We start from the raw sequence: 11,210 nt of genomic DNA, 5'->3' as shown, positions 1-11,210 counted from the left end.
GCATCTATGAACAACAATTACGAGTTATATAAGGTTTTTTATTGGGCCGCCAAGACGGGAAGTTTGACGCAAGCCGCCAAAGCTTTGTACCTGACGCAGCCAAGCGTCAGCCACTCCATCAAGCAGCTGGAGGAGAGTTTTGGCATCCAATTGTTTTACAGGAATTCCAAAGGCGTAACGCTGACTCACGAGGGCACCGTGCTGTATTCCTACATCGAGCAGTCCCAAAATCTGATCTCGCTAGCCGAGGAAAAAATGACCTCTTTGAAAAATCTGGACAGCGGCGAGCTGAGGATCGGCGGCAGCGATTCGTTGTTCAAGCATTATTTGCTGCCGTATCTGGAGGAGTATCACCGTCAGCATCCCGGCATCAGGCTCCATCTCAACCATGGAACGACGCCGGAAGTCATCTCTTTTCTGAAGGAAGGAAGAATCGATATGGGCGTCGTCCGCATGCCGATCGTCGATCCCCAGCTCGAAGTGAGGGAAAGTATCCAGCTGAAGGATTGTTTTGTCGCCGGAGCCCGTTACGCCGAGCTTAAGGGCGCGGTGCTGTCGCTGGACATGCTGCTGAAGTACCCCGTCATCCTGTTCTCGCGCAACAGCCGGGCCAGAATGGCCATCACGGAGCTGTTCCATAATTACGGCTTAACGATTAAGCCGGAAATCGAAGTCGGAAGCGTAGATCTGCTTATTGAGCTGGCGCGGAAGGGACTCGGTATCTCTTATGTGACGCGGGAATTCGTGACGAAGGAGCTCGAGGAGGGCTCGCTGTTCGAAATTCAATTGGACGTGCAGCTGCCCCCTACCCACGTAGGAATTATGACTATGCGCAGCGTCCCGCTCTCCAGCAGCGCTACCAAGTTTATCGAGCTGATGAAGTAGGTGCGGTTTCCGCCAAACCATAAAAACAGGGCTGTCTCCCCAGTCACTGCATCATCTGCATGACCTTTGAGACAGCCCCACATTTTTTCATGCCGGTCCGACCGTACTGTCTGACCTTCATTACCAGCCGGCTCCGAGCCGAAACGTCCAGCTAAAGCCTCCCGATCTCGTCCATAAGCTGGCGTGTGCGCTTCGCGTTTCCTTCCGCGAAATTTTGAAGACGCGTCTTCAGCTCCTCGTTATCGTGAATACGTTCCGAAGTTATCGTATACGTGCGAAGCAGCTCCGTCTCTTGGTCCAGCGACTGCTGCAGAATACTCTTCAGCTTGTCGCGATCGATTCCATACGGCGATTCATGGCCGTCAAGGTTCATATCCCCTCACCTCCTCTATTAGTGTAGACGGAGGGCGATTGACCTAAACAAATACCGTCACCGATCCATACCCTGAGGTCAACGGTCCATTATCCGGCCTGTCAAAGTCCGGAGAAGCGACGACATGCCGCCCGCCGGTCTGAGCAGAAGCTCCCGTACCGCGACGGCGGCGGCGGCGAGCCAAAGCAGCAGCAGGATGCATGCCAGAATCGGCAGCGGACCAAGCTCGAACACGGTCCGGCCAAGCGCGGTTTGAAGCATGATGAGCACCAGCGCGGAAGTCCAGGCGATGCTGCCTGCGTGAACGATCGTTCGCGCGCGTTTACCGTCGACCTGTGCATGCTCCAGCAGCAGACCGAGCAGCGGAAGAGCCTGCAGAGCATGGAAGCCTAAGCCGTGAGAAACGATAAGGTTGCCTTGATCCCCGGTATAACGTCCCTGCAGCGCGATCATCCAGATGCCTCCGGCAAAGGCAAGCATCGTGGAAAGAAACGCATAACGGATGCCGAGCACCGTCAGCACCCGATCATCGGTCCGGCGTTTACGGAAAAAAGAAATCGCAACCAGCACGGTAACGATAATAATGATCAGCGATTCCAGTCCGAATAAACCGCCGAAAATCGTGTCCGCGAGCGTCCCTTCCCGAGTGAACCTGGGATTGATTCCGCGGAAGTGCTGGATCGTTTCCACCGCATAGGAGTATAACGTTGCTTGGATGAAACTCACACGGATAACCTTCCGCTTCCGCGGGCTCAGCCCTGCTAGCGGCATGATCGCAGCTATAGACAAAATGAACAGCCCGATCGCGGCATCGAACGAAAACGCTTTGTGCAAATTCCCTTCCGGACCGACGGCCGCTCCGTTAAATCCGGTATAGACGGCAATCATCCCGGCAAGCGCAAGTCCGAGCAAGCCGACAATGACGAGCGAGCGCTCGCCGGCAAACAGCCTTCCATCCAAATCCTTTGCCTTTTCTTTCATTTTGATACGCACCTCTTTCGAATAACATTTATTTATCAGTCAATAAATAAAACTCCAAAATGAAAGGCAGCCTCATGCTGCCGCTTACTTCTGTACCGCTCCTATCGACCGGTTCAGCTTTCTTACTTGAAATGCAAAAGCTCAGGAAGCCCCAGCACTTCCGACAAAGTAATAAGCAGTCCGGTTGCCATAAATTGGCTCGCCGCCGCTTCCGGATTATTGAGGGCGGCCTGCTTGAACTTGGCGATGACCGCTTCGTAAATGAGCCGGTATTTATCCCGCACATGCTCCCGAATGGCAGGCTCGGAGATCGAATGGGCCTGCATCACCAGCAAAATCTCGCCCTTATGCGCATTCATAATCCCGATGAACGCCATGCCCATCGTTTCTTCCAGCTGGTCGGCAGGCGCTTCCACCCCGATGAACGTCTCGTAAATCCGCCTAACCGCCCGGTCTACGACCGCCTTGAATAGCTCTTCCTTATTTGCGAAAAAATGAAACACATAAGGCTGCGTCACACCGGCCGCCTTAGCGATCATAGCCGTCGTCGCTTTATAGTATCCCAACTCCGCGAATACCCCCACTGCTTGTTCTAAAATCTGCTCTTTCCGATCTTCGCGGACAACCATATCCATACTCCTTTCAATTTATTGATTGATAAATAAATTATTTAACACTTCCATCCAAATGTCAAGAGGTGCCAAAGGCGCTGAAAAAAACAGAGCTGTCTCGCCGGTCGTTCTACGACTTTTGAGACAGCTCCACATTAAGACTGCAATAGAAACTGCATCGTCTTATCGGAGAAGCCCGGCAAATCCTCGTGCCCGAAATCCGGGTAGATTTCCATACGCTTGGCTGCCGTGATTTTATTATAAACCGCGAACTGCGTCGACGGCGGGCAAATCGTATCCATCAAGCCGATGCCGAACAGCACCTCTCCCCGGATGCGCGGAGCCAAATACTGGATATCAATATAGCCCAGCTTCGTAAAAATTTCCTCTTCCCGCTTATGCTGCGGATCGAAGTGGCGGAAAAACGTGCGCAGCTCGGCATAGGCGTCTTTGGCCAGATCCATCTGCCACACCCGCTTGTAATCGGCCAAAAACGGGAAAACAGGCGCCAGCTTGCAAATTCTCGGTTCAAGCGCCGCGCAGGCTATCGTCAGCGCTCCGCCCTGCGAGCCGCCGATCGCCATCACCTTGTCCGGATCGACTTCCGGCATTTGCATGGCAATCCCCGCCAGCTGCGCGGTATCAAGGAAAATATGGCGGAACAGCAGCTGATCCGGCTCATCGTCCAGCCCCCGGATAATATGCCCGTTATGCGTATTTCCTTTGACTCCGCCCGTGTCCTCCGATCGTCCGCCCTGCCCGCGGCAGTCGAGCGAGAAGAACGAATAGCCCAGCGCGGCGTAAGCCAGCTTGTCCTGCCAATGGCCCGAGGAGCCGGTGTAGCCGTGAAAATGCAGAACGGCCGGATGCGGCTCCGGAGCATGCTTCGGCCGGATGTATTTGGCGTGGATGCGCGCTCCCCGGACGCCCGTAAAATAAAGGTCGAAGCATTCCGCAAACGGCACCTGGAATTCGCTCGGCACCAGCTCGAGCCTCGGATCGACCGCCTTCATTTCCTCCAGCGCACGCTCCCAGAAGGCGTCGAAGTCGGCCGGGCGAGGGCTGCTTCCCTCATATTGTTCAAGCTGGCTTAAAGGCATATCTACTTGTGGCATTTTTTGTTCCTCCTAATGGTTCCGTTAGTTATGTAAACGCTACCTACATTGTAATGAGAATGGTCCGCCTTGCATAGAGGGCTTCTATTCGCCAGTCTCACTAGCTGTTCGTATAAGCAAACTGCCGGTCGCAGAGCAGCATGTACGTAACCAGCCTGTTCTTATCATCCGTTACGATAAGGCTAAGATCGTAGACGTCTTTATCTTTAAGCGCCTCAAGAGGCTCATCTGCGCCCAGCTTAACCAGCCGATTGCCGGATCTGTAAAACTTGTAGCCGAGTACTTGACCGTCATCATAGTACGGCTTCCCGAATAAACGCTCCAGCTTGGCTGCGCTTGTCAGCAGGGATACCTCTCCTCCAGCCGTCCGGTAAATCCGGGTAGACTCCATGTCCAGGTCAATCTGTATCGCCGCCGCACGCCCGTTGCGGTAATAGATCCGAACGCCGTCATACTGATGCATGACGATGCCTGACGCATGCCGGAACGCTCTTGATTTGCCAAGCACCCGGTCCGCCTCTTCTTTGGTCATGCCCAAGGCGGCTCTTCTGACGCCGTCCCCCGTCTTCAGCGACAGATTCTCTACCGTCAGGCGAGGAAGCGCGGAAGACAAATCCGCAAGCCGGTTCATCTCTGCCGTTTTTTCCATCAGCTTGTTCTTGTACTCCCTGCTGTACAGCTGAACCGCCGATACGACGCCAAGCGCATTCACGCCGACATCCAGCACATAAACGTCCGAATCCTCCTCCGCCGCCTTGATTGCAGCCGGATCGTCAAGCTGCTTTACGCCGGAAGCGTCCGCCTTGAACCATAGGCTTCTAATCCCCGAATCCGCCTTAATGCCTAACAGCCCCGCCGCTTCCCGCCATTCCATTCCCGGCCTGACGCCGCCGTCCAAGCTTCCGGTCTCATCCGGCACGATCATCGCCAGCCTGTCTCCCTCATAAGCCACCGTCATCCCGCGATACTTGTAGTACACCTGGTTCGGCACCTGATACCGTTTCGCTTTCCCGATCAGCATGCCGACCTGCTTTTTGCTCATTCCAAGCCGAAGCTTCACCGTCTTAAATTTCACCGGGTAATGGACCGTCAGCAGCGGATGGTCGATACCCGCAGATTCGGCGGAAGCCTGCCCGTACGCCGTCGGAATGACCGTTAACATCATGAGTGCTGCAATCCCTAATAGAAGAAGCTTCCTTTTCAAGTCAAGCATCAAGCTCTCGTCTCCCTCCCTGGCCAAGCGAATACAGCGAAAAAAAGCAGGATACCGATGCATCCTGCTTGATCTCATTCAAAAAAACTACGATTCGTCCGCCGGGTAACGAAGACCCCACTGCTTGCGGATGGCGTCAAGCGTGCCCATAATGGCCAGCGTCTCTTCAACCGGCATAACGGCGCTCTCCAGCTTGCCTTCGCGCAGACAGCTCATCGCTTCCTCCGCCTCAAAAGCATAACCTTTCGCCTCGCGGTCGTCGGCATAGTGCTCCGGCTCATCGCCTCTTACATGCAGGGACGCCGTTTTGCCGAACAGGAAGTTCGGAATATGAATATATCCTTTAGTACCATAAATATAAGCGTCGCTAACCATTCCGAGCTGAACCGCTCCGTTCAGCGCCGCGGTCCGTCCGCCCTCATATTCAAACAGCAGGGAGAACTGCTCGTCCACGCCGGTTTGACCGATTCTGGCGCTGCTCATGATTTTTTCCGGCTGCGCCCCGAACACCATGGAGGCGAAGGAGACCGGATAGATGCCGGCATCCAGAAGCGCGCCGCCGCCAAGCGCCGGATCGAGCAGACGGCTCTCCGGGGCCCAGCCGACGTCGAAGCCGAAATCGGCCTTCAGCATGCGGACCTCGCCGATCCGTCCTTCCGCGATCCACTCCCTTACCTTGCGGATCGGAGGCAAATAGCGCGTCCACATCGCTTCCATCAGGAAAACTCCGTTTTCCCGGGCCGCCTGGATCATATCCGCCGTCTCCGCCGCATTCATCGCAAACGGCTTCTCGCACAGCACCGATTTGCCGGCGCGCAGCAGCTGAGCCGCATTTTCCTTGTGCACGGTGTGCAGCGTACCGATGTAGACGATGTCGACGTCAGGATCAGCCGCCAGCTCCTCCAGGCTTCCGTATGCGCGGGGCACCTGATGCTCCTCGGCAAAGCGCTCCGCCTTCTCCAGGCTTCTGCCGCCGACGGCGACCAGCTCGGCGCCGGCAGCGTATTTCAAATCCCCGGCAAATTTGGACGAAATGCCTCCCGGCCCGAAAATGCCCCATTTTATCGTACGCAAAGACATCCTTTTATCCAGCTCCTTTTTGCCAAATAATAGAGTAAGAGACTACCCTACTTTATCACAAAGAGCCTCCGCCGCACCATCTCAGCCCTCCGGCGATCGCGGCCTGATAACCGGGATGCAGCAGCGCTTCTAGAAAATGCCCCGGCGTCAGCACGCACACCCGTCCTTTGCCCTGTTCCCTGACCCAGCCTGCGGGCTGTGTACCGTGCTCCGAAACGGACGTCATGATGACTTTGATCCGCTCGTCCAACACCTCGACAAAATAATGCTCGTCATGCACCGTGAAGCTCCCAGGCTCCTTCACCGGCAGCACCGGCTCGCCGGCGTAGGCAACCGTTACCTCGCATGCCTTCGGATGGCTGACAAACACGCCGCCGATCAGCTCAAAATATGCCGTTTCATTGCGGTAACCGACCGTTCCGGAATGGAGGACGAGCAGCCCTCCCCCGTTTTCCACGAAACTCCTCAGCAGCGTCTGCTTTTCTTCCGTCAGCCATGGCGCCGAATCGGCCGTGTAAGCGTCGTTCGATTTGGCGATCAGCACGGCAGCCTTGTCCTCCAGCCACGAGCTCGTGCATGCCTCGCCGTCCTGAATGAAATCCAGCCGGAAGCCTTCCGCCTTCAGCGGCTCCAGCCCTTGCGTCATCGTTTGCCCCGGATGCCAATAATCATGGCAGATTACGCCGATTTTCACCTTGCATCTCCTCCTGTCAATCTTAAAAATATCACATTTAGAGAGCGAGCTTGCTTAAATAGTTGTAGCTGATCGCCAGGCTTTCGAACGGATCGCGGCGGCATACGTCCTGCTCGACCACATACCACTCCACGCCCGTCTCGCGGCATGCCCCGATAATTTCCTCGAAATTCAGGTTGCCTTCCCCGATTTCCGCGAACACCTGCTGATGGCCGACGATTTCCAAATCCTTCAGATGGACGACGCGCATCCGTCCGTTCACGCGGCGGATCATCGAAGCCGGATTGACTCCGCCCACATGTACCCAATAGGTGTCAAGCTCAAAGCCAAATGCGTCAAAATCGCTTTCCTGCGCCAAAATGTCCATTCCCGTTCTGCCGCCGAACTTCTCGAACTCGAACTGGTGATTGTGATAAATAAACTGAAGCCCCTGCTCCTTCAGGCGTCTGCCGATTTCCGACGCTTCCTTTGCGAACGCCGCATAGCTCTCCCCGCTCGTACGGTAACGCTCCGGCAAGCCGCCAATGCCGACATACTCGCAGTTCCACAGCTTATGCTTTTGCACATTCGCTTCAAATTCGTTCACGAGCGAGTCGTAGCTGACGTGAGTCGCGCAAATGTTCAGGCCCGCTTCATCCGCGATCCGTTTGACCGCTTCCGGCGCAATCGGTCCGATACCGGATACTTGCACCGCCTGGTAGCCGATCTCCCTCACTTTGCGAAGGGTTTGCTCCAGATCCGCTTCCGTTTTGCAAAAATCACGCAGGGTGTACAGCTGTGCCGCAATGTTGGCCAGTTTCATGTAATCGACGCCTTCTTCCTGTTCGAATAGTGTAAAAGAATCATGCTCCCATTGTAGCACCATTCATGAAAGCGCTACTTTACCGAGATTAGCGAACATTGGGGCTCATTTGACCGTCGTTGGGCTTTAGCCGTCTTTGCAGTTCGCCGAATGGCTGGCCGCCGGACATGCCAAAACGGCTGAAACCGCCTGGCATCCACTGCTTTATAGCCAAAAGAACATGTACACAACCAACGCAATCAGCAGTACCTCGATAAGCGCCAGCGCAACGAACAGCATCTTGACCAGCATGCCTGTCGAACGAAACGTTTCCGTATTGATGCCGCGGCGCTTGATCATATACTCCCTGGTCGCCAGTCCCATAATGATAAATCCGAGCACAGCGGAGCCAATACCCGCGATAACAGCCAACATATGCCCCACTGCGCCGTTCGCGGAGAACTGGAATACGATGCCGGCGGCTAGAAAGCCCAGACCCATAATCGTAATGCTTGTACGGACCCAAGCCAAATACGTGCGTTCGTTAGCCAAATGCTGTTGGATATATTTGCTTTCATGATCCGCCTGCTCTTTCATGCACTCGACCTCCCATCACGTCACCCGCCGCCTTTCCGAGCACTGACGGAACGAGGGGCGGCATACGGCTTTAGCGGCTTTTGACCAGCAGCTCGACGGCTTCCTTCACCAGCTTGCTGCCGTCGCGTCCGGCCGCCTGCTCCTCCAGAATGCATTGCTGCAAATTCTCGGCAACAATTTGCGCCATCGCCCTATCCGCAGCGTTGCGGACGGCGGAAAGCTGGCTGACAACGTCCTTGCAGGACTTTCCCTCTTCCATAAGCCGCAGCACGCCGCGAATCTGCCCTTCGATCCGCCTCAGCCGCGTTTTCGTTTCATTCGTATACTGGTAATCCATGATCCTTCCCTTCCTTTCCTTTCGTACGGCACATACGTATATGGGTATATTATAGCGCAAAAAAAAGAGATGAAACCAATGTGCCTTCCCCTTCTTTAAATAAACAAATTCACTTTGCCGTCCGACGCATCTCCCAAATAAGCCGCAACCCCGCCATACTCGAGTCCGTCCAGCAGCTCCTCTTGCTGCAGGCCGAGCAGATCCATCGTCATCGTGCAGGCGACCAGCTTGACGCCCTGCTCACGCGCCAGCTCGATCAGCTGCGGGAGCGGCAGAGCTTTGTGCTTGCGGATAACATGCTTGATCATTTGGGGCCCCATGCCGGCCATATTTAACTTCGACAAGCCCAGCTTCTCCGCTCCACGCGGCATCATAGCGCCGAAAATCCTCTCCAGGAAGCCTTTTTTCGTCCGGACAGCCGCCTCTTTCCGAAGGGTGTTCAGTCCCCAGAACGTGAAAAACATCGTTACTTCATGCTCGTAAGCCGCCGCCCCGTTTGCGATGATGAAAGCGGCCATCGCTTTATCGTAATCCCCGCTGAATAGAACGATCGTCGTTTTTTGCGATTTCTCATCCATTTTATATATTCCCCCTTTCAAAGCTTTCTGACCCAAAAGCGGTATTCGCCGTTTTGCTCCTCATGCGCGATCAGCTCGTTTTTCGTCTGGGATACCCATGCCCGAAAATCGTTTAGAGAGCCCTTGTCGGTGGACAGCACCTCCATCACTTGACCAGTTTTCATCGCGGTTATCGCTTTTCTCGCTTTGACGATCGGCATCGGGCACGCAAGCCCTTTCGTATCTACGATAATATCTGCTTTCATTTTCTGTTCCCCCTCAGTGATCGTGAATAGCGCAGCGGTTCGGACCGGATTCCATGTCCCGCTGCTCCTCTTCCGTCGGTATGAATTTGCCCATGTTGATTTGCCGTATTTCCTGATAAGCATTCGGCTGCGGCGGCAGATTGGAGGTGACCAATCTCCTGAATTCGGCTTCATCCTCAACGTTTAAGCCTGGATTTCGCTCATACAGGTCCGACAGTAATGCCGATACCTCACCGCGCTCGCCCAGCTCCGACAGCTTGCCGAAATGCGCAGGCAGGACAGTCAGCTCCGGTGCCAGTTCCATATAGCGTTCATAAAGAGTATCCCGCAAATCGCCGACCCAGTCCTCCGCAAGTCCGGCCAGATCAGGACGGCCAATCGATTCCACGAACAAAATATCCCCTGAAAGCAGAAAGCGGTCGTCAATGATCAACGACGTGCTGCCGATGGTGTGGCCCGGCGAATACAGCGGCTGAATACGTATGACTTCCGTTCCGACCGTTATAATCTCGCCTTCCTCCAGCCTGCGGTACGGAAATGCGACCTCCTGCCCATCCTTGGGCGGGAGCCAATATTGAGCACCCTCGCGGTCCGCGAGACGCTTGCCGCCGGATATGTGATCCGCATGGAGATGTGTATCGATCGTGTGCTTGATGACGGCGCCCCGCTCCCTCGCAAAGCTCTCGAATGCTTCCGTCATCCGGAGCGTGTCGACGACAGCCGCTTCGCCGCCCGACAGAACCATGTACGATAGGCAGCCCTTGCCTAGCCGGACAAACTGGTACAGCTCGCCTCCGTCCTTCAAATTCGCGATTTTGACCGGCTCAAGATGCTCACTCCATGCCTTCATGCCTCCCCTCAAATAATAGATGGATGTGCGCCCCGCTTCCGTCAGCTGCTCCGCTACGAATTTCGAGGAGCCTTCTTTGGCGCATACGACCAATACCTTGCGGCCGTCCGGAATACGTTCGAGCACGTCCTCCACTCCGTCCAGAAGCTCGAAGTATGGAATGTTGACGATATCGAAGCGATGCCCTTCTATATGCCAGTTATTGAAGTCTTCATAGTTGCGTACGTCAAGGATGAACAGCTCCTCGCGGTTAATGACCATTCTGGCAGCTTCAGCCGCCGACATCGGGAGGGGGACAGCATTCGCGCCGGCTATCCGTCCGCTCCATCCGTTCATGCCCGATACGACGTTAGTCACGTCCGAAAAGCCGTGCTCCGCGAGCCAATGACAAGCGATATCGCTCCGCATGCCGGAACGGCAGATGACGTATACAGGAAGCTGCTTATCCAGCTCTCCCGCTCGTTCCTCCAACTGACCGAGCGGCATGGATACCGCTCCAGGTATATGGCCGAAGGCGTATTCCGCCGGCTCGCGTACATCAAGCAGCAGAAGAGCTGCCCCCGAAGCGAGCTTAAGCTTCAGCTCCTGAGCGGATGCGATTGTCTCAAATTTCGTTTCCCCGGTTCTTTCCGACACATTTGCCTTACGCACATAATGCTTGAGCACGCCCTCATTCGCCTTTGTCCCCAAATAATGATGACCCGTTTTCTGAGACCATGCCTGCAGATCGGCAAGCGAACCTTTGTCCGTCGCCAATATTTCTAGCACTTGTCCCGCCTGAAGCGCTTCTACCGCCTTCTTCGTCTTTATGATCGGCATCGGACAGGCCAGCCCTTTGCAGTCCAGTGTCATATTGGCCCATATGCTGTC

Annotated in this window: 14 protein-coding genes and 1 pseudogene; 1 reads left to right on the top strand and 14 read right to left on the bottom strand. The window is 55.1% G+C overall.

The features are described from left to right. Window positions 1–6 precede the first annotated feature (6 nt). A complete protein-coding gene (locus KP806_RS26005) occupies window positions 7–885 on the top strand; it encodes a LysR family transcriptional regulator (protein ID WP_224726658.1) in 879 nt (292 codons plus the stop codon). Between the two features lie 151 nt (window positions 886–1,036). On the opposite strand, the gene KP806_RS26000 is transcribed toward KP806_RS26005, so the two are convergent. The 14 genes and pseudogenes from KP806_RS26000 to KP806_RS25935 all read right to left on the bottom strand — a co-directional run. After that, window positions 1,037–1,258, bottom strand: coding sequence for a hypothetical protein (locus KP806_RS26000; protein WP_224726657.1), 222 nt, complete (start codon window positions 1,256–1,258; stop codon window positions 1,037–1,039). A gap of 78 nt (window positions 1,259–1,336) precedes the next feature. Beyond that, complete coding sequence (locus tag KP806_RS25995) at window positions 1,337–2,239, bottom strand: hypothetical protein (RefSeq protein WP_224726656.1); 903 nt, start codon at window positions 2,237–2,239, stop codon at window positions 1,337–1,339. A 122-nt stretch (window positions 2,240–2,361) separates the two neighbouring features. Then, complete coding sequence (locus KP806_RS25990; protein ID WP_224726655.1) at window positions 2,362–2,868, bottom strand: TetR/AcrR family transcriptional regulator; 507 nt, start codon at window positions 2,866–2,868, stop codon at window positions 2,362–2,364. A 137-nt stretch (window positions 2,869–3,005) separates the two neighbouring features. Further along, a complete protein-coding gene (locus KP806_RS25985; RefSeq protein WP_224726654.1) occupies window positions 3,006–3,965 on the bottom strand; it encodes an alpha/beta fold hydrolase in 960 nt (319 codons plus the stop codon). A gap of 100 nt (window positions 3,966–4,065) precedes the next feature. Then, a complete protein-coding gene (locus tag KP806_RS25980; RefSeq protein ID WP_224726653.1) occupies window positions 4,066–5,178 on the bottom strand; it encodes a hypothetical protein in 1,113 nt (370 codons plus the stop codon). A gap of 87 nt (window positions 5,179–5,265) precedes the next feature. Beyond that, the gene (locus KP806_RS25975; protein WP_224726652.1) at window positions 5,266–6,258 is read right to left on the bottom strand and encodes a Gfo/Idh/MocA family protein; all 993 of its coding nucleotides are present in this window, start codon (window positions 6,256–6,258) and stop codon (window positions 5,266–5,268) included. Between the two features lie 55 nt (window positions 6,259–6,313). Then, complete coding sequence (locus KP806_RS25970) at window positions 6,314–6,952, bottom strand: ThuA domain-containing protein (RefSeq protein ID WP_224726651.1); 639 nt, start codon at window positions 6,950–6,952, stop codon at window positions 6,314–6,316. Window positions 6,953–6,989: 37 nt separating this feature from the next. After that, window positions 6,990–7,754 (bottom strand): sugar phosphate isomerase/epimerase family protein, encoded by a 765-nt coding sequence (locus KP806_RS25965; protein ID WP_224726650.1) that lies wholly within the window; start codon window positions 7,752–7,754, stop codon window positions 6,990–6,992. Between the two features lie 204 nt (window positions 7,755–7,958). Beyond that, the gene (locus KP806_RS25960) at window positions 7,959–8,330 is read right to left on the bottom strand and encodes a YidH family protein (RefSeq protein WP_224726649.1); all 372 of its coding nucleotides are present in this window, start codon (window positions 8,328–8,330) and stop codon (window positions 7,959–7,961) included. Between the two features lie 70 nt (window positions 8,331–8,400). Beyond that, window positions 8,401–8,667: a metal-sensitive transcriptional regulator gene (locus KP806_RS25955; RefSeq protein ID WP_224726648.1), complete on the bottom strand. Its 267-nt coding sequence runs from the start codon at window positions 8,665–8,667 to the stop codon at window positions 8,401–8,403. A gap of 95 nt (window positions 8,668–8,762) precedes the next feature. Next, window positions 8,763–9,245 carry a DsrE/DsrF/DrsH-like family protein gene (locus tag KP806_RS25950; RefSeq protein WP_224726647.1) on the bottom strand — a complete coding sequence of 161 codons (483 nt, stop codon included), beginning with the start codon at window positions 9,243–9,245 and terminating at the stop codon, window positions 8,763–8,765. A gap of 17 nt (window positions 9,246–9,262) precedes the next feature. Next, the gene (locus KP806_RS25945; RefSeq protein ID WP_224726646.1) at window positions 9,263–9,490 is read right to left on the bottom strand and encodes a sulfurtransferase TusA family protein; all 228 of its coding nucleotides are present in this window, start codon (window positions 9,488–9,490) and stop codon (window positions 9,263–9,265) included. Window positions 9,491–9,503: 13 nt separating this feature from the next. Continuing rightward, a complete protein-coding gene (locus KP806_RS25940; protein ID WP_224726679.1) occupies window positions 9,504–10,625 on the bottom strand; it encodes an MBL fold metallo-hydrolase in 1,122 nt (373 codons plus the stop codon). A gap of 48 nt (window positions 10,626–10,673) precedes the next feature. Next, window positions 10,674–11,192: pseudogene (locus KP806_RS25935) on the bottom strand (sulfurtransferase TusA family protein); the annotation flags it as partial. Between the last annotated feature and the right edge of the window lie 18 nt (window positions 11,193–11,210).

The organism is Paenibacillus vietnamensis (genome assembly GCF_020169515.1).
Lineage (GTDB): Bacteria > Bacillota > Bacilli > Paenibacillales > Paenibacillaceae > Pristimantibacillus > Pristimantibacillus vietnamensis.
Note: the sequence above shows the minus strand (reverse complement) of the source record. Positions and strands in the feature narration are given on the sequence as shown.